Annotated in this window: 18 protein-coding genes, 1 tRNA gene and 3 rRNA genes; 7 read left to right on the plus strand and 15 right to left on the minus strand. The window is 50.8% G+C overall.

Features of this window, described 5'->3' with window-relative positions; all coding sequences use genetic code 11:
- Positions 1-160 precede the first annotated feature (160 nt).
- From GA565_RS01005 to GA565_RS01015, 3 genes are all read left to right on the plus strand, one after another.
- The gene (locus GA565_RS01005) at positions 161-898 is read left to right on the plus strand and encodes an A24 family peptidase (protein WP_152197021.1); all 738 of its coding nucleotides are present in this window, start codon (positions 161-163) and stop codon (positions 896-898) included.
- Between the two features lie 220 nt (positions 899-1,118).
- Positions 1,119-3,077 carry a TonB-dependent copper receptor gene (locus tag GA565_RS01010; protein WP_152197022.1) on the plus strand — a complete coding sequence of 653 codons (1,959 nt, stop codon included), beginning with the start codon at positions 1,119-1,121 and terminating at the stop codon, positions 3,075-3,077.
- Between the two features lie 33 nt (positions 3,078-3,110).
- Positions 3,111-3,638 (plus strand): cytochrome b, encoded by a 528-nt coding sequence (locus GA565_RS01015; RefSeq protein ID WP_152197023.1) that lies wholly within the window; start codon positions 3,111-3,113, stop codon positions 3,636-3,638.
- Positions 3,639-3,706: 68 nt separating this feature from the next.
- On the opposite strand, the gene yihI is transcribed toward GA565_RS01015, so the two are convergent.
- The gene (gene yihI / locus GA565_RS01020) at positions 3,707-4,237 is read right to left on the minus strand and encodes a Der GTPase-activating protein YihI (protein WP_055773453.1); all 531 of its coding nucleotides are present in this window, start codon (positions 4,235-4,237) and stop codon (positions 3,707-3,709) included.
- Between the two features lie 323 nt (positions 4,238-4,560).
- Between yihI and yihA the strand changes: the two genes are divergently transcribed.
- Positions 4,561-5,205 carry a ribosome biogenesis GTP-binding protein YihA/YsxC gene (gene yihA / locus GA565_RS01025; protein WP_152197024.1) on the plus strand — a complete coding sequence of 215 codons (645 nt, stop codon included), beginning with the start codon at positions 4,561-4,563 and terminating at the stop codon, positions 5,203-5,205.
- Positions 5,206-5,563: 358 nt separating this feature from the next.
- Here the strand turns inward: yihA and polA are convergent, their stop codons facing one another.
- From polA to GA565_RS01045, 4 genes are all read right to left on the minus strand, one after another.
- Positions 5,564-8,362 (minus strand): DNA polymerase I, encoded by a 2,799-nt coding sequence (gene polA, locus GA565_RS01030; RefSeq protein WP_152197025.1) that lies wholly within the window; start codon positions 8,360-8,362, stop codon positions 5,564-5,566.
- Between the two features lie 477 nt (positions 8,363-8,839).
- Complete coding sequence (dsbA, locus tag GA565_RS01035) at positions 8,840-9,481, minus strand: thiol:disulfide interchange protein DsbA (RefSeq protein ID WP_152197026.1); 642 nt, start codon at positions 9,479-9,481, stop codon at positions 8,840-8,842.
- Between the two features lie 48 nt (positions 9,482-9,529).
- Positions 9,530-10,516: a serine/threonine protein kinase gene (locus tag GA565_RS01040; RefSeq protein WP_152197027.1), complete on the minus strand. Its 987-nt coding sequence runs from the start codon at positions 10,514-10,516 to the stop codon at positions 9,530-9,532.
- A 92-nt stretch (positions 10,517-10,608) separates the two neighbouring features.
- Complete coding sequence (locus GA565_RS01045) at positions 10,609-10,878, minus strand: YihD family protein (RefSeq protein ID WP_152197028.1); 270 nt, start codon at positions 10,876-10,878, stop codon at positions 10,609-10,611.
- A gap of 173 nt (positions 10,879-11,051) precedes the next feature.
- On the opposite strand from GA565_RS01045, the gene mobA reads away from it, so the two are divergent.
- Together mobA and mobB are read left to right on the plus strand one after the other, a co-directional pair.
- A complete protein-coding gene (gene mobA / locus GA565_RS01050) occupies positions 11,052-11,624 on the plus strand; it encodes a molybdenum cofactor guanylyltransferase MobA (RefSeq protein ID WP_152197029.1) in 573 nt (190 codons plus the stop codon).
- Complete coding sequence (mobB, locus tag GA565_RS01055; protein WP_152197030.1) at positions 11,621-12,139, plus strand: molybdopterin-guanine dinucleotide biosynthesis protein MobB; 519 nt, start codon at positions 11,621-11,623, stop codon at positions 12,137-12,139. Before mobA ends, mobB begins: the two co-directional genes overlap by 4 nt.
- Before the next feature lie 161 nt (positions 12,140-12,300).
- Here the strand turns inward: mobB and rrf are convergent.
- From rrf to GA565_RS01075, 4 genes are all read right to left on the minus strand, one after another.
- Positions 12,301-12,416: ribosomal RNA gene (gene rrf / locus GA565_RS01060) — 5S ribosomal RNA — on the minus strand.
- A 125-nt stretch (positions 12,417-12,541) separates the two neighbouring features.
- Positions 12,542-15,449, minus strand: a 23S ribosomal RNA gene (locus GA565_RS01065).
- A 240-nt stretch (positions 15,450-15,689) separates the two neighbouring features.
- A tRNA-Glu gene (locus GA565_RS01070) sits at positions 15,690-15,765 on the minus strand.
- Between the two features lie 141 nt (positions 15,766-15,906).
- Positions 15,907-17,449: ribosomal RNA gene (locus GA565_RS01075) — 16S ribosomal RNA — on the minus strand.
- Together the 16S, 23S and 5S rRNA genes with 1 tRNA gene alongside form the textbook arrangement of a ribosomal RNA operon.
- Before the next feature lie 531 nt (positions 17,450-17,980).
- Between GA565_RS01075 and GA565_RS01080 the strand changes: the two genes are divergently transcribed.
- Positions 17,981-18,670 (plus strand): FadR/GntR family transcriptional regulator, encoded by a 690-nt coding sequence (locus GA565_RS01080; RefSeq protein ID WP_152197031.1) that lies wholly within the window; start codon positions 17,981-17,983, stop codon positions 18,668-18,670.
- Positions 18,671-18,723: 53 nt separating this feature from the next.
- On the opposite strand, the gene rbsR is transcribed toward GA565_RS01080, so the two are convergent.
- The 6 genes from rbsR to rbsD are packed head-to-tail and all read right to left on the minus strand — an operon-like array spanning position 18,724 to position 24,543.
- On the minus strand, positions 18,724-19,728 hold the full coding sequence (gene rbsR, locus GA565_RS01085; protein ID WP_152197032.1) for a ribose operon transcriptional repressor RbsR: 1,005 nt from the start codon (positions 19,726-19,728) through the stop codon (positions 18,724-18,726).
- Positions 19,729-20,658 carry a ribokinase gene (gene rbsK, locus GA565_RS01090; RefSeq protein ID WP_152197033.1) on the minus strand — a complete coding sequence of 310 codons (930 nt, stop codon included), beginning with the start codon at positions 20,656-20,658 and terminating at the stop codon, positions 19,729-19,731.
- A gap of 51 nt (positions 20,659-20,709) precedes the next feature.
- Positions 20,710-21,600, minus strand: a complete 891-nt coding sequence (gene rbsB, locus GA565_RS01095) for a ribose ABC transporter substrate-binding protein RbsB (protein ID WP_084984279.1) — start codon at positions 21,598-21,600, stop codon at positions 20,710-20,712.
- A gap of 29 nt (positions 21,601-21,629) precedes the next feature.
- Positions 21,630-22,604: a ribose ABC transporter permease gene (rbsC, locus tag GA565_RS01100; protein ID WP_152197034.1), complete on the minus strand. Its 975-nt coding sequence runs from the start codon at positions 22,602-22,604 to the stop codon at positions 21,630-21,632.
- Positions 22,605-22,610: 6 nt separating this feature from the next.
- Positions 22,611-24,116 carry a ribose ABC transporter ATP-binding protein RbsA gene (gene rbsA / locus GA565_RS01105; RefSeq protein ID WP_152197035.1) on the minus strand — a complete coding sequence of 502 codons (1,506 nt, stop codon included), beginning with the start codon at positions 24,114-24,116 and terminating at the stop codon, positions 22,611-22,613.
- A gap of 7 nt (positions 24,117-24,123) precedes the next feature.
- On the minus strand, positions 24,124-24,543 hold the full coding sequence (rbsD, locus tag GA565_RS01110; RefSeq protein WP_055775362.1) for a D-ribose pyranase: 420 nt from the start codon (positions 24,541-24,543) through the stop codon (positions 24,124-24,126).
- Positions 24,544-24,628 lie beyond the last annotated feature (85 nt).

The following is a 24,628-nucleotide window of genomic DNA, read 5'->3' on the forward strand; positions in this document are numbered from 1 at the left end:
TCAACGTCATTAAACGTCATTAAACGTCATTAGTTGAAAGGAAATTCAGGAAAAAACAAAACCAATCGGGATGAAACAGGATTATAATGGGTCAATTGTTAGGCAGAAAGCCGAATAAATAAGAGAAAAATAAGAGAAAATAAGGAATGAAAGAGCCAATATGTTAATTATAATTTTTTCAATATTAATCGGTGCAGTGATAGGAAGCTTTCTTAATGTGGTTATCTATAGATTACCTAAGGCCCTCTGTGGTGAAGAGATATCATTAAGCTTTCCCGCCTCTTTCTGCCCTGTATGCCTTCATCCCCTGCGCTGGCGCCACAACGTTCCGGTCCTCGGCTGGCTGTTACTTAAGGGTAAATGTGCAGACTGCCGGTCGGCAATATCACCGAGTTATCCCTTAATTGAAGCACTGATGGCGGCCCTGTTTGGCTGGGTTGTATGGCAGCACGGTCCCGGCGTTGACGCTGCGATTATCCTTTTCGCACTTTGCCTGCTGGTGCCGCTTGCCTGCATTGATGCCAATACCATGCTTTTGCCCGACCGGCTGATGTATCCACTGTTGGTCGTTGGACTGGGCGTTGCCTTGGCAGGCAAAGGACGAATTGATTGGCAAGATGCCTGTTTGGCCGCCGCATTAGGTTATGCCGTGCCGTGGACGATTTCAAAAATATTCTATTTACTGAAGAAACGGGAAGGACTCGGAGGCGGGGATATAAAACTGTTTGCAGCGCTTGGCGCATGGATGGGCTATACCCAACTTTGGAATATTATGATAACTTCCTGCGTATTGGCCTTGCTTAGCGGATTAATTCTATTAAAAGTCAGACCCAACCAGGCTTTCCCCTTTGGTCCCTACCCCATTATCGTCACCATTTTAATTCTCCTTATTAATTAATAAAAAATAAAACCGCAGTTAAAGATATGTCTTAATAAAATGGAGTGAATTCTGCAGCACAGAGCCTATCTTCACCCCCTGTCTTACATGTAAAAATAAAGTCACTAAATATCATTAACTCATTAAAGAAACATCACTATCATTCAGCTAAAGGAATGGCTGTCTAAGACGTTTTTCGTCCATGCCATCCTTTAATTATAATTAATTAAAGAGTTTCAAAATGCGTAATCATCTTGAGGTAATAAATACCTCTGCGTCAATCGCGAGCAAATCAGCGAAAAGGACGGCCTGCTTATTTGCCGTTGTTTCTTCATTCAGTGTTCACGCCGCCCCCTCTTCCGACATTATTACTATCAGTGCGCCGCTGGATTCTCCACTTACCACCGTAACCTCGACCAAGGCGCCTCGTCAGCCGGTTCCTGCCAGCGACGGCTCAGATCTCTTAAAGTCGATTCCGGGATTCTCGCAGGTTCGAAACGGTGGCAGTAATGGCGACCCCGTATTACGCGGCATGTTCGGCTCGCGTTTAAATATTCTTACCAACGGCGGGGCCATTTATGGCGGTTGCGGCGGTCGTATGGATGCGCCTACTTCCTATATTTCTCCCGCCAGCTTCGACCTGCTTACCGTGATTAAAGGTCCGCAGACGGTTATTTGGGGGCCGATGGCCTCAGCAGGAACCCTTCTCTTCGAGAGCAAACCTGAAAATATCACCCAACCTACTTTTACTGGTGAAGCTAACTTACTGGTGGGCAGCCAGGGGCGTCTGGATCAAAATATTGATACTACGTTAGGCAGCGAGTCAGGTTATCTCAAAATGGCTGCAGGAAAGTCTCGGGCAGATGATTATCGCGATGGCGATGGCCGAAAGGTGCCAAGCCATTGGGATAAATGGAATGCCGATCTGAGCCTCGGCATCACACCGGACAGCGACAGTCTGGCGGAGTTAAGTCTGGGAACTGGCGATGGCGAGGCGCGTTATGGCGGACGCGGTATGGATGGCGCGCAGTTTCTCCGTAAAAGCGCTGGCCTGCTGCTGGAAAAGCGCAACATCAGCGACACGCTATCCACACTCAGCTGGCGTATTTACTACAATCACGCCGACCATATTATGGATAACTACTCCCTGCGAGATGCACCATCGAGCATGAAAATGGCGTCGCGAGTCGACAGAACAACCTACGGGTCTCGAATTTCAAGCACCTGGCAAGGCCCAGTACATCAGTTAGTGGCAGGTCTTGATACACAAAGCAGTTCTCATCGCAGCAATGGCATGACGCAGTGGAAAAAGAATGCCAGCCTCACCCAGTCCGGACTGTTTGCAGAGCTGACGACCGAAACGACCCGCGCAGCAAAAATTGTCAGTGGCGCAAGAATAGACCGGTGGCAGGTGAAAGATCTGCGTACGCCAGAAACCTCCCGCACAGAAATACTGCCGGGTGCCTTTACGCGTTATGAAATGACCTCGGCCACGCTGCCGCTTAAGTCATATATCGGCGTGGGTTATACAGAGCGGATGCCTGACTACTGGGAGATGTTTTCGAGCGCGGGAAATATAAACCACGTTCGCACCGAGAAAACCACTCAGTTCGATTTTGGTACCCATTATAAAGGCGAGAATACCGAAGCTTGGTTCGCCGGATATCTTGGTCAAGTCAATGATTTTATAGTCTTTGATTACGCCACACCTTCAAAGGCCACTCGCAATGTTAATGCCCGGATCATGGGCGCAGAACTCGGCAGCGCCTACGCCCTCAGTGAGCGATGGAAGCTTGAAGCTACGCTTGCATGGGCGTGGGGAAACAATCGAAGCGACCACCAGCCTTTACCGCAAATACCGCCGGTCGACTCAAGACTGACGCTGAACTATGCGGGCAATGACTGGAACTCCAGCCTGCTTCTGCGTCTGGTCAGTGCACAAACGCGCGTCGCTAGAGATTCTGGCAATGTGACTGGCAAAGACATGGGGCCAAGTGCCGGATTTGGCGTGGTTTCATGGAACGTAGACTATGCGCTGACTCCGCAAGTGAAGCTCAACGGCGGCATCGATAATCTGTTTAATAAACAGTACTCCGAGCACCTGAATATGGCGGGTAACAAGGACTTTGGCTTCTCGGCCCAAAAACAACTTCCTGAACCGGGCCGCAATGTGTGGGCTTCCTTACAGGTGAAATTCTAGAATATTTTATTATAAACAAGGGATTAACATTTAATGGAAAACAGTATTGCACCCCGCGTCCGCTACGACAGGTTCAGTCGAATTTTACATTGGGCCGTTGCCGTTATTATCATTTATGCCATGTTTATGGGGTACTTATTGCATGCCCTACAGGGCACGCCCTATTTCCAATTTTTCTCTGTTTTAAATATGACACTCGGCACACTGGCCACGCCGGTGATGATCCTGCGTTTCATCTGGCGCTTCTTCCGACCTTCCGTGCCTTATGCCACAGACGTCAGCCGAATTAAGAAAAGCGTCTTGGTCTTTGCCCATGAAATTTTCTATCTGGCGATTTTTGTGACGCTGATTTCAGGTTTTTTAATGCTGCAAAACGGCTACAACCTGTTTGGTCTGTTCCCCATACCGCAGCCAGTCACAAGTCTTGAGGTGAATAAGTTCTTCTTCGAGCTGCATCGCTATGCGTGTATCACCGTAGGGGTAATTTTACTGGGCCACGTTTTTGCCGTCGCTAAACATTATTTTTCAGGCAACAGGTCGATTATCAAACGTATGTTCTAAGCAATAAAAAGGCCCGGCCGTGATAAACACGGGCCGGGCCTTAATGCATTTTTTAATCGGCTAAAAAATCAGTTGCCGCCTTTCAGCAGGCGATACATGTTTTCACCCTGCTCTTCGTCTTCGTCATCTTCGTCGCCCAGCTCAATGCCCAGCAATTCCATCAGAACGTCGATACGGTCCAGAGTCTGATCGACATAGCTCTGGTCTTCTGCACTCAGGGTTTTACCTTCATCGAGCTGATCCAGCAGCGAGTCCAGACGCGCGTCGTTTTCCAGAAGTGTTAACTCCTCTTCCGGCGGCAGCGCTGGCTTGGCTTCTTGCTTAGGCTTGGCAACCTTCTTAGGTTTCGGTGAATTGTTGAAAACGGTCTCAACGATCAGCGGAACGGCTTTTTTGCTGCCAATACGTGGGTCAGACTTTTTCGCTGAGGCGGACGCGTTCTTCTCTGCATCAGGGTTAGCGCGTGATCCTGGTTTGTGGCCACGACGCTTGTTGTCACGCTTACGTTCGCGCGCTTCAATATCAAGCTCAACGCGACTTTTTTTCTTCGTTTTTGACGTCGCGGCTTTGGCACGCGGTGCTTTCGCTGACTGGTTCATAGCATGTACTCTTAGGTGTGTTCATTTAGTATAGAATTGCGGCGGAATCTAGCAGAAAGCGGACAAAGAAAAAAGGCAGCAAGTTGACCTTGGCACCTTTTTCTTTATCTTCATGGAAGATTTTTTGTACACTACTGTGCTTATGCACCAATAATACTCTTATTTTAGCGCTTGCGTTCATCGAGTAATAAATCTTTACCCTAACGCGCGAAAGGCTCACTATACGGCCGCAATGAATGCGTTATGTAAAACAGAACCACATCTCGCCTCTCTTACAGCTATAATCGCCAGCCAGTTACTGAAGCCCCACGGAGACACACGTTTTGACCAGCCAAACTTACAACTATCACATGACCCATTTCGTCATCAGTGCCCCTGATATCCGGCATCTACCGAGTGATGAGGGCATTGAAGTCGCATTTGCTGGTCGTTCAAACGCCGGAAAGTCCAGTGCGCTGAATACGCTGACCGGGCAAAAAAGCCTCGCTCGAACCAGTAAAACACCTGGCCGTACTCAGTTAATCAACCTGTTTGAAGTTGAAAACGGCATTCGTCTGGTCGACTTACCGGGTTATGGCTATGCGCAGGTTCCTGAAGAGATGAAGCGCAAATGGCAACGCGCGCTGGGTGAATACCTGCAAATGCGCAACTGCTTGAAAGGTTTGGTGGTGTTGATGGATATCCGCCATCCGCTGAAAGACCTCGACCAGCAAATGATTCAGTGGGCGGTTGACGTTGGCACGCCGGTGCTGGTACTGCTGACCAAAGCGGACAAACTGGCTTCGGGCGCACGTAAAGCGCAGACCACGCTGGTGCGTAATGAAGTGGAATCGTTCATGGGCGATATTCAGGTAGAAGCGTTTTCTTCCCTGAAAAAAATCGGCGTCGACAAGCTGAGCGCAAAACTCAACACCTGGTTTAGCGAAATCCCTCCTGAAGTCTTGGAAGACGCGCTGTCAGGCGAGTAATCGACACACGACAGGCACAGCACACATCAGGGTAGCTCTAGAGCTGCCCTTTTTTATGGCTGAAACCCGGCGACATTTACCTAAAAAGCGGCCAAAAGCCCAATAAAAAACGCCCCAGACATAAATGCCTGGGGCGGCTAAAATATTCAGCCAAATCCGATTACGTGAAGTAAAAGGTCTGAAAGATAGAACATCTTACCTCTGTACCCTACGACTCAGACTTTACCTCATTTTTTTGAGATGAAAAAGCGTTTTTTGTAGTTTACTTACACAAATCTTGGGGGATATGCGATCAGCCTCATACAAATCCCCTTTACTGATGTTGTTTAATTACAAAATCAGCTTGTTTTATCGTCACTTAGTGAGCCTGGTCCCAATTCTCGCCAACGCCGACGTCAACCTGCAGCGGAACGGCAAGCTCCATACTGGTTTCCATCAACTGCCGAATGGTCTCTTTGGCTTTTTCGACATCGTCTTTATGCACCTCAAAGACTAATTCATCGTGCACCTGCATGATAATCCGCGCACGCGGTGCATCCGGCTGCTCTAACCAGGCGGCAACGTTGATCATCGCCCGTTTGATGATGTCGGCGGCAGTGCCCTGCATTGGCGCATTGATTGCTGCTCGCTCGGCTCCCTTACGCCGCATGGCATTGCTGGACTTGATATCCGGCAGATAGAGACGACGTCCGTCCAGCGTCTCTACGTAGCCCTGCTCAGAAGCCTGCTGACGAGTGCGTTCCATGTACTCAAGCACGCCGGGGTAACGCTCGAAGTAAAGATCCATATAACGCTGGGACTCTTTACGTGGAATATTCAACTGCCGTGACAGTCCGAACGCACTCATGCCGTAAATCAGACCAAAATTGATCGCTTTAGCGCTGCGGCGCTGTTCGCCGGACACTTTATCAAGCTGGGTGCCGAAGACTTCAGCTGCGGTCGCACGGTGAATGTCCTTGCCCTCAGAGAAGGCCGTCAGCAACCCCTGATCTTTAGACAGGTGTGCCATGATGCGCAGTTCGATTTGCGAATAGTCAGCCGCCACAATGCAGTAATCCTGCGGGGCAATAAACGCCTGACGAATTCTACGGCCTTCGTCGTTGCGCACCGGAATATTTTGCAGGTTTGGATCACTGGAGGACAAACGCCCCGTGGCGGTCACGGCCTGATGATAAGAGGTGTGGACTCTTCCCGATTCTGGGCTGATCATCAGAGGTAGCTTATCGGTGTAGGTCGATTTAAGCTTCGCCAATCCGCGATATTCCAGGATAACTTTTGGCAGTGGGTAGTCCAGTGCCAGCTCGGCCAGCACTTCTTCATTGGTTGAAGGTGCGCCGCCGGGCGTTTTCTTCAGAATAGGCAGTTTTTGTTTTTCATACAAAATCGCCTGCAGCTGCTTGGTGGAGGAGAGATTGAACGGCTCCTCAGCCAGTTCATGCGCCTTGACCTCAAGCTCATTGAGGCGAATGGCCAGCTCTTTGGAGTGAGCCGCCAAAATATTCTGGTCAATCAACACGCCTGTGCGCTCAATGTGAGAAAGCACGGCAACCAGCGGCATATCGATATCGGTAAAGACTTTTTTCAGGCCCGGCTCTTGAGCAATTTTAGGCCACATGGCCCGATGCAGCTGCAGGGTGACGTCGGCGTCTTCTGCGGCATAAGGCGCGGCCTGCTCGAGCGCAATCTGGTTAAAGGTAAGCTGGTTTTTACCTTTACCGGCGATCTCTTCAAAGGTAACGGTCTTATGGCCAAGAACGCGGTCGGCCATGCTGTCCATGTCGTGACGACCGGAAACGCTATCGAGCACGTAGGATTCAATCATGGTATCGAAATCGATGCCCTTAAGTTCGATGTCGTATTTCAGTAGCACGCCACGGTCGAACTTAAGATTCTGGCCCACTTTCGCCTGCTTGGGATCCTCAAGCAGCGGCTTAAGCTGTTTAAGCACGTCGCTGCGGTCGAGCTGAGGTGGGGAGTCGAGATAATCGTGCGCTACGGGCAAATAAGCCGCTTTACCCGGTTCAATGGCGAACGAGAGGCCAATCAGATTAGCGGTCAGCGTATCAAGGCCGTCGGTCTCGGTATCGAAGGCAAAAACCTCCGATTTTTTAAGCAACACCAGCCACTCGTCAAGCGCTGCCTGGTCAAGGATGGTGACATAGCCCTCCTGTGAGAGCTGAGCGCGCTCTACAGGCGTTTGAGCACTGTTATCGGCTTCGGATGCAGCAATCTTCTTGCTGCCCGCCACGGCCCCTTTCTTACCGTTTAACCAGCCGCCCTGATCGACGTCGGCCAGCCAGCGTTTGAACTCATAGCGTTCAAACATCTCTTTCAGTACCACGTCGTCCGGTTCACTGACCGTAAGGTCGCCGCAGGTGATTTCCAGCTCAACGTCGGTTTTGATGGTCGCCAGCTGATAAGACAGATAGGCAACGTCTTTGTTGTCGGCAAGCTTGGCGGCCATGGTTTTTGCACCACGGAAGCTCAGGGTCGCAATGTTGTCCAGATCGGCGTAGAGAGCATCCAGTCCGCCAATACCCTGCAACAGCGCCTGTGCGGTTTTCTCACCCACGCCAGGTACGCCCGGAATGTTGTCCGAAGAGTCCCCCATCAGGGCCAAATAGTCGATGATAAGCTCCGGCGGCACGCCGTATTTGCCGATCACTTCTTCCGGACCCAGAATCGAGTTGTTCATGGTGTTGATAAGCGTGACCCCCGAGGTCACCAACTGAGCCATGTCTTTATCGCCGGTGCTAATTAATACCGCATGCCCCGCCTTCTCGGCCTCAAGCGCCAGAGTACCGATGACGTCGTCAGCCTCAACGCCGGGGACCACCAACAGCGGTAATCCCATCGATTTCACCATCTGATGCAGAGGCTCTATCTGTGCGCGCAGATCGTCAGGCATCGGCGGACGATGTGATTTATATTCGGCAAACAGTTCGTCGCGGAAGGTTTTACCTTTGGCGTCAAACACCACGGCAACGTGGCTTGGTTGATACTGCAACAAAAGGCTGCGCAGCATGTTCAGCACGCCGTACATCGCGCCGGTGGGCTCTCCCGCTCCGTTGGTTAAAGGGGGGAATGCGTGATAAGCGCGGTAGAGGTAGGACGAACCGTCTACCAGGATCAGGGGATTTTCAGCAATCTGGGCCATAACTCTTCTTTATTCGTCGCATGTCATACCTGTAAGCATGCCATAGCTGAGGTTAAAGGCGAACCTTCAAAGAAAATTTGATGTTGATCTTGCGAGGATTCTCGCAGGATCAACCTGTGGATAACTTTGTGAGTAAATTTGCGACAGGATCATAGATTTGAGTTGCATATCACAGAACAAATCGATATACGGCGGTTAATCATCAAGTTATAAGCAAGCATCCTGCAACGATGCTGTCATTTTAATTTAATCATCATTGTGGATATAACTACGGGGTTCAATATTTAATTAGGAATATTGGCATGAGACTGTGAAATATAATGGCGCAAAAATGAGGGTAAAGAATAAAAGTTAGCGCCCAAAGTGGGCATTTAGAAAGCAGGCAAGTTCACAGCGTTATTTGCCGAGCCAGCTCATAAATAAAAAATAAACGCCAGCTCGAGGCTGGCGTTTATTAGTGTGAAACGAATTCAGAACTTATTTCTGCGTTGTCAGGAAATTGACCACGTCAGAGAATTGCTTAACGTAAGCATCCATTGAGCTGGTATCAAGTCCGTCATTTTTAACCTGATATTTGCCATTTACATAAACGGATGGCACACCCTGAAGACCAAAGTCGGCAGCGGCTTTCTCTTCCTGCACAACCAGAGATTTAACCACGAAGCTGTTCAATGCGGCATCGTAATCTTTACCGCTCACGCCGGCCTTAATAAAGACGTCGCGAATATCGGCTTCATTTTTAACAGTCTGTGATTTCTGCACGGCATCAAACATCAGAGGGCTTACTTTATCTTCTACGCCCAACGCCATCGCAACGGCCCAGGCTTGAGTCAGCTGTTTGCCCAATGGACCCAGGAATTCAACGTGATACTTGACGTATTTCACACCCTGCGGCAGGTTTTTACGCACCGTGTCAGACACGTGCCAAACTTGCTCGAATTCATAGCAGTGTGGGCAATAGAATGAGAAAAACTCTACAACCTGTGGTTCGTTAGCTAAAGGCTTATCTAGCTTATTGTACTGAGCGCCGTCAGAAAATTGCGCCGCAGAAGCACTAAACGCCAATACCATTCCTACGAGGGCTAACATGATCTTTCTGGCAGAAAAAAGGTTCTTCATAACTCGTCCATCTCCGTTTAAATAAATATATAGCGCTTATTTCATTTCTCAATACATTGGCATCAGCTGTAAAGGAGGTGCCCGTAATTTATTAATTTGCTCTTTAAATGCGGCGGCCTGGCCTCGCCAAAAGTCTTCGTCTTTCATCCACGGAAAACTGTTTGGGAAGGCGGGATCCTGCCAACGGCGAGTCACCCATGCCAGATAATAGACCATTCGCATGGCGCGCAATGGCTCGATAAGCGCCAATTCACGGCTGTCGAAATCGGCAAACTCCCCGTAGGCTTCAAGCAAAATATCTAATTGAATGAGCTGCTCAGAACGTTCACCGTGCAATAACATCCATAAATCCTGTACTGCCGGACCATTGCGTGCGTCATCTAAATCGACAAATATCGGACCATCGCGCCAAAGAATATTCCCCGGATGACAGTCTCCGTGTAAACGGCGAGGCTGCCAGTCGTGGTGCCAATATTCTTTAATAGTGGCAATTAGCTCATCCAATATCGAAAGAAATGCGCTTCGTTGTTTGGCGGGAATTAATACACTGCCAGCAAGAACTTCTCTTGGCTCAGTGAGATACTCGGTCAGGTCCAGGGTGGGACGATGAGTAAAAAGATTTTCGCTGCCCACCTGATGGATCCTGCCAAGAAAACGCCCGACCCATTCCATCTGGTCGAGATTATCTATTTCATACTGCCTTCCACCAATGCTTGGGAACAGGGTAAACATATATCCCTGATGGTGATGCAGCGTTTTCCCGTCAATGGAAACGGGGGCAACAGCGGGGATTTCTACGGCGTCCAGATCGTGCGAGAAGCGATGTTCCTCTTCTATCTGCGCGGCGCTCCACCGTTCTGGGCGATAGAACTTCACCACGTAGCGTTTGCGGTTTTCGTCGAGAAATTGATATACCCGATTCTCGTAGCTATTGAGCGCAGTTAACCCTGACTCAGCAATCAAGCCAACACTTTCCAGCGCATCGAGGATAAGGTCTGGAGACAGTGCCTGAAAATTAAAAGCAGAATTATTCATAACTTCATTCAGATTGGCCAGAGAGCAAGACGATAGTCTGAAATAGTACCATCAATTTTTAGCCTGACGCATGAAGTTCACATAAGTTTACATCAATCCTTAATGACGCCTCGCGCACGTAGAATTGCCGTTTTAAAGTCATCTTCATAGTCTTTTTTCAAGCCTGGGATCTCGTCAGTGCTGGCACTTTCCCTCATTTTAAGGTGATAAATCAAAGCGTCATCACTTAATTCATCGAGTTTATCCTTAAAACCAGATTCTGCTGCCAGCCTGGCAAGAAATTGCAGCAGGGTTAAGTGCGGATCTTTTTTCCAGGCTGGATGCAGCAGTTCAATCAGTTCGTTAATGCGATGGTCATTCATAATTTGCCTCTTTAAAGACTAACATCTCGCGTTACGTCCAGGTTCTTTAATGTTTAATAGCATGTCTTAGAGGGAAAAAGATTAAGCTGATCCAGAACAAGATTTTGCATTTACGGTTTAAAGTTAGCCTCGAGGTTTTAGAATAGGCAACAGTAAAAACGTGGAGTACCAACATGACGAGCAACATGATTACGGGTGTCATTCTGGCCGGTGGGCGCTCTTCCAGAATGGGGGAAGATAAAGGGCTGGTCATGGTCGATGGGCTGCCGCTTTATGCGCATATCGCTAACAGGCTGGAACCCCAGGTCGTTCGCCTCATGGTTAGCAGTAACCAAAATCAGGAAAAATATGCTGTGCGATATCCGGTGATCGGTGACCTTATTCCCGACTTTGCCGGTCCGCTATCGGGCATGCTTGCGGCGTTATTGGCCAGTGAAACCGAGTGGGTGGTCTGCGTTCCCTGCGATGTGCCAGACTTTCCTGACGACTTGGTTGAGCAATTATGGAAAGGCAAAGGGCAAAGCCCAGCGGCCTACGTGAGCGACGGCAATCGTGCTCATCCTGCGTTGTGCTTACTCAATAAAAGCCTGATCCCCAGCCTTAAATCATACCTTGAACAAGGGGAGAGAAAAGTGATGCTGTTTTTCTCGCAGTGTGGGGCTAAAGAAGTTCTCTTTGCTAACACAGGCAATTTTGCCAATTTAAATACCCCGGCAGACGTTCAACTTTGGCGGCAATCATTATGATCCCTTTATTGGGCGTAGTGGCACATAGCGGCAGCGGCAAAACTACGCTGCTAAAACAGGTGATCCCTTATCTGCGTGAGCATCAGGTAAGAGTGGGCCTGATTAAACACAGTCATCATTCTGTCGACGTCGATACGCCAGGAAAGGACAGTTTTGAGCTCAGAAAAGCCGGGGCCAGTCAGACTATGGTTGCCAGCAGCAGCCGTTGGGCATTAATGACGGAAACGCCGCACGCCGAGACGGTCAGTCTGCCCTATTTGGCAAGCCGTTTTGACGAGTCCAGTCTCGATATCATTCTGGTTGAAGGGTTCAAGCATGAAAAAATCGATAAAATCGCGCTGTTTCGTCAGGCGAGTGGTCGAGGTATAGACGATATTGTGGACGATTATGTTGTCGCGATCGCTACAGATATGCCTTTAAATTCAACAATCACTCAGTTAGATCTTAACAACATTGCCGAAGTGGGCGATTTTATCATCAACTGGCTGCGTCACCGGTCATCCCTTTCTCGTTAAATCTGCTTTTAAACAACTTTTTAGTTAACCAGACGCAAAAAGGCCCCTGTCGTCAGACAGGGGCCCGCTTTTCGTGGCAGTTGACCCGGCTTTTCGCCCTTTTACACACGCCAAATAGCAAAAAACCCCAGCTTTCGCTGAGGTTCTGTGCTTTATTTGATGCCTGGCAGTTCCCTACTCTCGCATGGGGAGACCCCACACTACCATCGGCGCTACGGCGTTTCACTTCTGAGTTCGGCATGGGGTCAGGTGGGACCACCGCGCTACTGCCGCCAGGCAAATTCTTTTTATTCTAACCGCTTTCCCCATTACTCAGGGTAAGCCATCAGAACCAATCTTTGAACAAGCTGATTTCATTGAAACTTAAGTCTTTGTGTCTCTCTAAAACACCTTCGGTGTTGTAAGGTTAAGCCTCTCGGGTCATTAGTACTGGTTAGCTCAATGCATCGCTGCACTTACACACCCAGCCTATCAACGTCTTAGTCTTAAACGTCCCTTCAGGGGACTCGAAGTCCCAGGGAAGACTCATCTCGAGGCAAGTTTCGCGCTTAGATGCTTTCAGCGCTTATCTTTTCCGCATTTAGCTACCGGGCAATGCCATTGGCATGACAACCCGAACACCAGTGATGCGTCCACTCCGGTCCTCTCGTACTAGGAGCAGCCCCTCTCAATCTTCCAACGCCCACGGCAGATAGGGACCGAACTGTCTCACGACGTTCTAAACCCAGCTCGCGTACCACTTTAAACGGCGAACAGCCGTACCCTTGGGACCTACTTCAGCCCCAGGATGTGATGAGCCGACATCGAGGTGCCAAACACCGCCGTCGATATGAACTCTTGGGCGGTATCAGCCTGTTATCCCCGGAGTACCTTTTATCCGTTGAGCGATGGCCCTTCCATTCAGAACCACCGGATCACTATGACCTACTTTCGTACCTGCTCGAGCCGTCACTCTCGCAGTCAAGCTAGCTTATGCCATTGCACTAACCTCACGATGTCCGACCGTGATTAGCTAACCTTCGTGCTCCTCCGTTACTCTTTAGGAGGAGACCGCCCCAGTCAAACTACCCACCAGACACTGTCCTCACCCCGGATCACGGGGCCGAGTTAGAACATCAAACATTAAAGGGTGGTATTTCAAGGTTGGCTCCACGCAGACTGGCGTCCACGCTTCAAAGCCTCCCACCTATCCTACACATCAAGGCTCAATGTTCAGTGTCAAGCTATAGTAAAGGTTCACGGGGTCTTTCCGTCTTGCCGCGGGTACACTGCATCTTCACAGCGAGTTCAATTTCACTGAGTCTCGGGTGGAGACAGCCTGGCCATCATTACGCCATTCGTGCAGGTCGGAACTTACCCGACAAGGAATTTCGCTACCTTAGGACCGTTATAGTTACGGCCGCCGTTTACCGGGGCTTCGATCAAGAGCTTCTCCTTGCGGATAACCCCATCAATTAACCTTCCGGCACCGGGCAGGCGTCACACCGTATACGTCCACTTTCGTGTTTGCACAGTGCTGTGTTTTTATTAAACAGTTGCAGCCAGCTGGTATCTTCGACTGTCTTCAGCTCGGGAAGCAAGTTCCTCCACCTAGCGACAGCGTGCCTTCTCCCGAAGTTACGGCACCATTTTGCCTAGTTCCTTCACCCGAGTTCTCTCAAGCGCCTGAGTATTCTCTACCTGACCACCTGTGTCGGTTTGGGGTACGATTTAATGTTACCTGATGCTTAGAGGCTTTTCCTGGAAGTGCGGCATCAACTACTTCACCACCGTAGTGGCTCGTCATCACGCCTCAGGGTTGATATGCAACCGGATTTACCAAGTCACACCCCCTACACGCTTAAACCGGGACAACCGTCGCCCGGCTAGCCTAGCCCTCTCCGTCCCCCCTTCGCAGTAACACCAAGTACAGGAATATTAACCTGTTTCCCATCGACTACGCCTTTCGGCCTCGCCTTAGGGGTCGACTCACCCTGCCCCGATTAACGTTGGACAGGAACCCTTGGTCTTCCGGCGTGCGGGTTTTTCACCCGCATTATCGTTACTTATGTCAGCATTCGCACTTCTGATACCTCCAGCAGCCCTCACAGACCACCTTCAACGGCTTACAGAACGCTCCCCTACCCAACAACGCCTAAGCGTCGCTGCCGCAGCTTCGGTGCATGGTTTAGCCCCGTTACATCTTCCGCGCAGGCCGACTCGACCAGTGAGCTATTACGCTTTCTTTAAATGATGGCTGCTTCTAAGCCAACATCCTGGCTGTCTATGCCTTCCCACATCGTTTCCCACTTAACCATGACTTTGGGACCTTAGCTGGCGGTCTGGGTTGTTTCCCTCTTCACGACGGACGTTAGCACCCGCCGTGTGTCTCCCGTGATAACATTCTTCGGTATTCGTAGTTTGCATCGAGTTGGTAATCCGGGATGGACCCCTAGTCGAAACAGTGCTCTACCCCCGAAGATGAGTTCACGAGGCGCTACCTAAATAGCTTTCGGGGAGAACCAGCTATCTCCCGGTTTGATTGGCCTTTCACCCCCAGCCACAAGTCATCCGCTAATTTTTCAACATTAGTCGGTTCGGTCCTCCAGTTAGTGTTACCCAACCTTCAACCTGCCCATGGCTAGATCACCGGGTTTCGGGTCTATACCTTGCAACTTGACGCCCAGTTAAGACTCGGTTTCCCTACGGCTCCCCTATACGGTTAACCTTGCTACAAAATATAAGTCGCTGACCCATTATACAAAAGGTACGCAGTCACCCAACAAAGTAGGCTCCCACTGCTTGTACGTACACGGTTTCAGGTTCTATTTCACTCCCCTCGCCGGGGTTCTTTTCGCCTTTCCCTCACGGTACTGGTTCACTATCGGTCAGTCAGGAGTATTTAGCCTTGGAGGATGGTCCCCCCATATTCAGACAGGATGTCACGTGTCCCGCCCTACTCATCGAACTCACAGCCTATGCATTTTTGTGTACGGGACTATCACCCTATACTGTGCGACCTTCCAGACGCTTCCACTAACACATAAACTGATTCAGGTTCTGGGCTGTTCCCCGTTCGCTCGCCGCTACTGGGGGAATCTCGGTTGATTTCTTTTCCTCGGGGTACTTAGATGTTTCAGTTCCCCCGGTTCGCCTCGCATGGCTATGTATTCACCATGCGATAATGTGACGTATCACATTGGGTTTCCCCATTCGGGTATCGTCGGGTATAACGGTTCATATCACCTTACCGACGCTTTTCGCAGATTAGCACGCCCTTCATCGCCTCTGACTGCCTAGGCATCCACCGTGTACGCTTAGTCGCTTAACCTCACAACCCGAAGGTGTCTTGCGACGCCCGTTCGTGCTGCGATTATTTGAGAGACTCTAATACAGGTGCGCATAACTCAGTACTTCTACGGAGAGTTATGTTCAGCTGTATCGTTTCAATTTTTCAGCTTGTTCCAGATTGTTAAAGAGCAATATCTTAAACACGACTCGTTAAAGTCATCTTTAAGATAATTTCTGACCTGCACGGTCAGAGTGATAACGACTTTCACGCGTTATCGGATGGCGTCCCCAAGGGGATTCGAACCCCTGTTACAGCCGTGAAAGGGCAGTGTCCTAGGCCTCTAGACGATGGGGACACGAAAATGCAGCACCGAATCCACAGACTCGGCACTTTTTCGTATCAGCGCAGGGTCTCCCCCACTGCATCAACAGGTGCTCTTGCTCATTTACATCTATCAGACAATCTGTGTGGACACTGCACAATGCGTATCTTTAGGTAAGGAGGTGATCCAACCGCAGGTTCCCCTACGGTTACCTTGTTACGACTTCACCCCAGTCATGAATCACAAAGTGGTAAGCGCCCTCCCGAAGGTTAAGCTACCTACTTCTTTTGCAACCCACTCCCATGGTGTGACGGGCGGTGTGTACAAGGCCCGGGAACGTATTCACCGTAGCATTCTGATCTACGATTACTAGCGATTCCGACTTCATGGAGTCGAGTTGCAGACTCCAATCCGGACTACGACATACTTTATGAGGTCCGCTTGCTCTCGCGAGTTTGCTTCTCTTTGTATATGCCATTGTAGCACGTGTGTAGCCCTACTCGTAAGGGCCATGATGACTTGACGTCATCCCCACCTTCCTCCGGTTTATCACCGGCAGTCTCCTTTGAGTTCCCACCATTACGTGCTGGCAACAAAGGATAAGGGTTGCGCTCGTTGCGGGACTTAACCCAACATTTCACAACACGAGCTGACGACAGCCATGCAGCACCTGTCTCACGGTTCCCGAAGGCACTAAGCTATCTCTAGCGAATTCCGTGGATGTCAAGAGTAGGTAAGGTTCTTCGCGTTGCATCGAATTAAACCACATGCTCCACCGCTTGTGCGGGCCCCCGTCAATTCATTTGAGTTTTAACCTTGCGGCCGTACTCCCCAGGCGGTCGACTTAACGCGTTAGCTCCGGAAGCCACGCCTCAAGGGCACAACCTCCAAGTCGACATCGTTTACAGCGTGGACTACCAGGGTATCTAATCCTGTTTGCTCCCCACGCTTTCGCACCTGAGCGTCAGTCTTTGTCCAGGGGGCCGCCTTCGCCACCGGTATTCCTCCAGATCTCTACGCATTTCACCGCTACACCTGGAATTCTACCCCCCTCTACAAGACTCTAGCTTGCCAGTTTCAAATGCAGTTCCCAAGTTAAGCTCGGGGATTTCACATCTGACTTAACAAACCGCCTGCGTGCGCTTTACGCCCAGTAATTCCGATTAACGCTTGCACCCTCCGTATTACCGCGGCTGCTGGCACGGAGTTAGCCGGTGCTTCTTCTGCGAGTAACGTCAATCGCTGTTGCTATTAACAACAACGCCTTCCTCCTCGCTGAAAGTGCTTTACAACCCTAAGGCCTTCTTCACACACGCGGCATGGCTGCATCAGGCTTGCGCCCATTGTGCAATATTCCCCACTGCTGCCTCCCGTAGGAGTCTGGACCGTGTCTCAGTTCCAGTGTGGCTGGTCATCCTCTCAGACCAGCTAGGGATCGTCGCCTAGGTGAGCCATTACCCCACCTACTAGCTAATCCCATCTGGGCACATCCGATGGCGTGAGGCCCGAAGGTCCCCCACTTTGGTCTTGCGACATCATGCGGTATTAGCTACCGTTTCCAGTAGTTATCCCCCTCCATCAGGCAGTTTCCCAGACATTACTCACCCGTCCGCCGCTCGTCACCCAGAGAGCAAGCTCTCCCGTGCTACCGCTCGACTTGCATGTGTTAGGCCTGCCGCCAGCGTTCAATCTGAGCCATGATCAAACTCTTCAATTAAAAGTTCGATTTGCTGAAACAAGTTCAGCGATGCTCAAAGTTACTTCACATCATTCATAATGAATTACTGCTTGGTCACTCTAAGACTTGGCATTGCTGCCTTGATATTCTGTTACCACCGAAGTGGCTGATATCGTCTTGTGAGTGCCCACACAGATTGTCTGATAAATTGTTAAAGAGCAGTGAGTTACGCGCTTTCGCTTGCTAACTCGAGGTGGCGTATACTACGCTTTCCTCATTTAATGTCAACCGATTATTTTATCAATCAACATCATTTTTAATTCTTCCCGACTCGTTCACACCGCGTTGCTGCTGCGTTGTTCCCTGTCGTTGGAGCGGCATTATAGGGAGTTTTTGTGGAGCCGCAAGCCTTTATTCGAAATAAATTACCAACCGTCTCTTTTTTCTACAAATGCGCCATAAACGCATAATAAAGCGCCATTTTTATCCGTAAACTCATCATTTACTCCGCTTTTACTGGAGTAAACTAGTTTGAATATTGAGACCTTTCTACCGTATAGGACGTAATTCATGTCACTCAACGCCCAACAACAGGCAGCTCAACGAAACCTTTCCTATCTTCTTGCAGAGAATATTGCGCAACGCGTGTTGTCTGGCGAATATGCCGAGGGAAGTATCCTGCCAGGAGAGATTGAACTCGGGGAGTTGTTCGGGGTAAGTCGCACCGCCGTTCGTGAAGCGGTTAAGACATTAACGGCCAAAGGCATGCTGCTGCCGCGTCCTCGTATTGGAACGCGCGTAATGCCGCAGAGCAACTGGAACTTTCTTGACAGTGAGCTGCTGACTTGGTGGATGACGCGTGAAAACTTCGACCAGGTTATGTCACACTTTGTTTTACTGCGTAAGGCGCTCGAACCTCAGGCCTGTTCGCTGGCCGCCGTTGAGGCAAGCGCGGAACAAAAGCAGCAACTCTCTTTATATATGTCGGAAATGCGCGACCTTCATGAAAACTTCGACCGGGAGCGCTGGATTACCGTGGATGCTCAATTTCATCAGCTAATCTACGAAGCGGGGAAAAATCCGTTCCTCACTTCCTTTGCCAATTTGTTCAGCTCGGTCTATCAGAGTTACTTCCGCGCCATTACTGGCAATGAGGTGATTAAGCTCGAGCACCACCAGCGCATTGTTGATGCCATTGTGGCAGGCGATGCAAATGGCGCATTAGACGCCTGCGTTATTTTACTGCGCGACCCGGCCTGATTATCGCCTCTCTTCTCCTTCTATATATATAGAGAAGAAGGGAGAACAAAAAGTCAGGATTTTACGCCAACCGATCCGCGTACCACCAGCTCGGGGGTGAGTACCAGAACCTGCGCCTCAGCCTCGGGGTCCTTGAGCCGATGTAATAGAGTGTCTATTGCCAGCTCGCCCAACTCGTCTTTAGGTTGATGGATTGTGGATAAAGGGGGCGTTAAAAACTGTGCCAGCTGAATATCATCGTATCCCATCACGGCGATGTCCTGCGGAATGCGCAGACCGTGCTGATAAATTGCCTGATAAACGCCAACGGCCATCGCGTCGTTTCCGGCAAAAACGGCATCTGGCCGCTGCGGCAGGGCCAGTAACTGCTGCATTGCCGACAACCCGCCGGAAAACTCGAAATCACCGGTCACTTCAAACCCGTCCGCAATCGCCAGGCCCGCCTCTTTCATTGCCTGACGATAGCCGTCCTGACGTTGGGTCGAGGTGGTTTTATCGGTCGGTCCAATAATGCAGGCTATGTGCCTATACCCTTGCGCAATCAGATAGTCAGTCGCCATCTTGCCGCCGATAAACGCGTTATCCTGAATAATGTCGTTCACGCCGGCAAAGGGCGCCCAGTCCATCATCACCACGGGAATAGAAGGATAGCGGCTCAGCGTCTCCGACGACGGGCAGTGATTTTCAGTAAACATCATGATCAGCCCATCGACCCGCTTTTGTAGCAGCGTTTCAATGCTGCGATTCATTCGCTCCTCGTCACCGTCGGTATTACACAGGATCAGGCTATAGCCGCGCTCGTAACAGCTGCGCTCAACGCCCTGCACCACTTCAGAGTAAAACGGGTTGCTGCTTGAGGTAATTAGCATGCCGATGGTGCGGGTCTGGTTGATTTTAAGGCTGCGGGCCAGTGCGGAAGGCGCATAGTTAAGCTGGGCAATCGCCGCATTAATTTTTTCACGGATAGCCTCACTGACAAAGCGATTATTATTAATCACGTGTGAGACTGTCGAGGTTGAGACGCCCGCCAGGCGGGCGACATCTTTCATTGTCGGCAACTAAGACTCCTGATGCGTTAAAAAATCATCAATTTCATGTCGCCATGGAACAGAAGACTGCGCACCGGCCCGCGTAACGGCAATCGCTGCCGCCGCATGGGCAAAACGCACAGACTGATCCATCGGCTTCCCTTCCAGCAGCGCCGTTACCAGAGCACCGTTAAAGGTGTCACCGGCGGCAATGGTGTCTACCGCTTTAACGCTAAATCCTGGCACGCTCTTGCCTTCGCCCTGCTGGCTCAGCCACACGCCTTTACTGCCCAGCGTAATGATAACGGTAGCAATGCCTTTAGCGTGCAATACCTTCGCGGCGCACGCGGCATCATCGGCGGTGATAACTTTCACGCCGGTCAGTTTTTCGGCTTCGGTTTCGTTCGGGGTAATCATGTCCACCAGCGACAGCAGCTCGTCCGGCAACTTACAGGCCGGGGCCGGGTTCAAAATAACCTGAGTTCCGTTGTCGTGCGCAATTCGTGCAGCCGCAATGACCGACTCGAGCGGAGATTCCAGCTGCATTAATAAAGCCGAGGCGTCAATAATTTGCTGCTGATAACGCGCGAGATATTCCGGCGTCAGAGCTTTGTTGGCTCCTGCATCAATACCTATGACGTTTTCCGCGTCGGCGTTGACAAAAATAAGCGCCACACCCGTAGTCGTGTCGGCGATTGCCTCGACCGGACGAGTATCAATATTATCACTGGCCAGCTGTTTGCGGACGCGCTCACCGATGTCGTCACTGCCTACACAGGCAATAAATGAAATATCGGCACCGCTTCTTCCCGCTGCCACGGCCTGATTAGCGCCTTTGCCACCAAACGCGACATTATAATGTGAACCTATCACCGTTTCGCCCGGCTGCGGAAATTGCCTGATATTTAGCACGTGGTCAGCGTTGATGCTGCCCAGAACCACCAGTTTACCTTTATCCATTGCCTTTATTCCCAATCAGTGGCGCCACCCCAAAGAGTGGCGCCATATCTATTAAGGTTGTGCAACCAGCTTGAGATCAACCGGAATGACCGCTGGAACAGCTTCGCCTTTTAACACTTTGTCCGCGGTTTCTACACCGATAATACCAATTTGGTCAGGACGCTGAGCAACGGTTCCGCCCAATTTCCCGCTTTTAACCGCTTTAATACCGTCTTCGGTGCCGTCGAAGCCGACCACCAGCACATCTGTTTTACCCGCCGTTTGCAGCGCACGCAGTGCACCGAGCGCCATTTCATCATTCTGAGCAAACACTGCCTGAACGTCTGGGTGCGCAGTCAGCAAGTTTTGCATGACGTTAAGACCTTTGGTGCGATCGAAATCTGCAGGCTGGCTGGCCAGCATTTTGAAATGATGCGCATCAGCGGCTTCTTTAAAACCGGCACCACGCTCGCGGGCAACAGACGTTCCGGCAATCCCTTCTAGTTCAATAACTTTGGCATTATCACCCAGTTTTTTAGCGATGAAGTCACCGGCCATTTTACCCCCGACTTTATTATCAGACGCAACGTGGCTAATAACCTGACCTTTGGTTGCCTGACGGTCCAGGGTGATAACCGGGATTTTCGCCTGATTGGCCATTGCCACGGCGTTGCCCACCGCATCCGAGTCTGTCGGGTTAATCAGCAGCAGCTTGGTGCCGCGAACGGTCAGGTCCTGCACATTGGCCAGCTCTTTTGCCGGATTGTTTTGTGAATCAAGCACCACCAGGTTATAGCCCAATTTATCGGCTTCCTGCTGCGCGCCTTCTTTCATAGAAACAAAGAACGGGTTGTTCAGTGTGGAAACCACCAGCGCAATGGTGTCTTTCGCCAGCACGTTAGCACTGAATGACGCGGTTAACGCAGCGGCAGAAACCCATAATGCAACTTTCTTCATAGACATCGTCATCGTATATATTCCTGTAGGGGAGGTTATTTGTTGCTTTTGTTATCCACCAGGACTGCCAGCAGAATAACGACTGCTTTAACAATCATCTGGTAATAAGAAGAAACGCCCAGCAAATTCAGGCCGTTGTTCAAGAATCCAAGTATTAGCGCACCCACCAGCGTACCGAGAATGCGCCCTTTCCCTCCGGAGAGGCTGGTGCCGCCCAATACAACCGCCGCAATGGCATCCAGCTCATAGCCGGTCCCCGCCGTGGGTTGCGCAGAAGAGAGACGCGCGACTTCGATAATGCCCGCCAGTGCCGCCAGCAGCCCGCAAAGTGAATAAACAATAATCTTAACTTTATCGACACTGATACCCGACAGGCGTGTTGCTGCTTCGTTACCGCCCAGCGCGTAGATATAACGACCGAGACGGGTGTGGTGCAGCATGTACCAGGCCGCAGCAAAAACGCCAGCCATTAACCACACCGGCGTCGGCACGCCCAATGGGCGACCAATCCCGAACCATCCAAAAGTATCGGCGACGTCGTTAAAACCGGTACTTATCGGACTGCCGTTGGTGTAAACCATCGTCACGCCGCGCAGCAACAGCATCATTACCAGCGTAGCGATAAACGCCTGCACCTTGCCTTTGGCAACAATAGCACCGGTGATCCCTCCCACCGCCGCACCCAGCGCCAGCGAGGCAATAACAGCCAGCGTGGCGCTGGATTCAAGCCCCACCACAGAAGCGGCCACCGCGCCGGTCAGCGCCAGCAGGGAGCCTACTGACAGGTCGATACCGGCAGTCAGAATGACCAGTGTCATGCCCACGGCCATAATGGCGTTAACCGAGGTTTGCTGCAGAATATTGAACAGGTTATTGAGCGTGAAGAAGTTTGGACTCATTGAAGAGACCACCGCAATCAGCACCAGCAGCGCAATCAGGGATTTCTGCTCTAACAACCACTCTTTACTGATCCAGCGCTTTTTATTGGCCGGTATTGTCTGAGAACTCATTGTCATTTACTCCTGGTTCACGCCGTATTGCTTGCCAACAGCGGCCGCCATTAATGCTTCTTGCGTCGCCTGTTCTATAGGGAATTCAGCGCTTAAATGCCCTTCGTGCATCACCAGAATGCGGTCACTCATGCCAATGACTTCTGGCATTTCGGAGGAGACCAGAATGATGCTCAGACCTTCACGCTTGAACTGATTGATTAACTGATAAATCTCTTTCTTGGCCCCAACGTCGACGCCGCGCGTCGGTTCATCGAGGATCAACACTTTGGGACGCGTCATCAGCCCGCGCGCAATAGCCACTTTCTGCTGATTACCGCCGGAAAGCAGGCCAATAGGCTGCATCATTGACGGGGTTTTGATATTGAACAGACGGATAAAATCGCTCACCGTCTGCTGCTCTTCTGCGTGCTTTAACCCGCCGCCCAGGCGACTGAAATAACGCAGCGCGGTCAGCGACATGTTTTCCTTAACCGACATACCCAACACTAAGCCGTCGCGCTTACGATCCTCAGAGATATAAACGATGCCGTTAGCCAGGCCGTCCTGCGGTGTGCGGGTCTGAATTTCACGGCCTTCAAGTGAGACTGTGCCTGCGGTTTTTTTGCGTGCGCCGTAAAGAATTTTCATCAGTTCAGTACGTCCGGCCCCCATCAGGCCAGAAACGCCGAGGATCTCGCCGCCGTAAAGCGCGAAACTGACGTCTTTTACACCCGGTCCCGAAACATTATTTACCGACAAGCGCAGCGGCCCGCGGGCATGGTTGATTCGCGGATACTGTTCCTCAAGCCGCCGTCCCACCATCATTTCAATCAGCGTGTCTTCCTCAAGCTCGCTAACGGGACGTTCAGCAATAAACTGGCCGTCGCGAAATACCGTCACGTCGTCGCAAATCTCGAAAATCTCTTTCAGGCGATGCGAGATATACACCACGCCACACCCGGCAGCCTTAAGCTCGTTTATCACGCTAAATAAGGAGGCGGTTTCGGTGTCGGTCAGTGCATCGGTCGGCTCATCCATGATAATGACCTGCGATTCGAAGCTCAGCACCTTGGCAATCTCGACCATCTGCTGGTCACCAATCGACAGTTCACCCACGAGTCGATGGCTGCTATAACGCAGATTCAGGCGAGCCAGCAGTTTGTCGGCTTCGGCGTACATCTTTTTCCACTGAATTCTCCCCAGTCCGTTAACAAACTCACGGCCGAGGAAAATGTTCTCAGCAATGGTCAGCTGCGGGATCAGGTTAAGTTCCTGATGGATAATACCGATCCCGGCTTCCTGGGAATCCTTCGGCCCGTTAAAACTGGCTTCCTTACCGAGAAAATGAACCGTTCCGGCATCCTTTTGATAGATACCGGTCAGCACTTTCATCATCGTTGACTTGCCCGCGCCGTTTTCACCCACCAGCGCCATAACTTTTCCCGGATACACGCTAAGCGCGGCGCCCGACAGGGCTTTTACACCGGGAAAGGCTTTATCAATCCCTGAGAGTTGCAGCAAAGGTTGCATAGAGACCTCAGAACGTGACGCCGGCAGACAGGATAACGTTAGCGTATGGCGAACATTCTCCACTGCGGATCACGGCACGCGTAGTTTGTGTCTGTTGTTTGAAAGCCTGATGGCTAACATATTCCAACGTAATGGTGTTTCCCTGCTGTTGCTCCAGCTGTTTCAACTGGCCTAGCAGCGTGGCGTGAAGCTCGGGGTTATGCTGCCTGATTTCCTCGGCAAGCACGGCGTGCTCCACCTGCATCTCACTGATAACGGTGGCAAACACTTGTAAAAAGGTCGGCACACCCTGCGTCAGGGCAAGGTCGATTCGCTGCGTGGTCGCGGGGATCGGTAAACCGGCGTCGGCAATCGCCAAGGTGTCGGTATGACCCAATTTAGCAATAACCTGTGAAACGTCGGCATTCAACAACATGGCTTTCTTCATTATCAGCTCCAACAGCGAAACGTTTCGCTGGTAACTGATTCTAGAAAATCTGTACGCCGTAGCAATGGGCAGACGATGAATTTGT

The sequence above is a fragment of the Rouxiella sp. S1S-2 genome (assembly GCF_009208105.1).
Lineage (GTDB): Bacteria > Pseudomonadota > Gammaproteobacteria > Enterobacterales > Enterobacteriaceae > Rouxiella.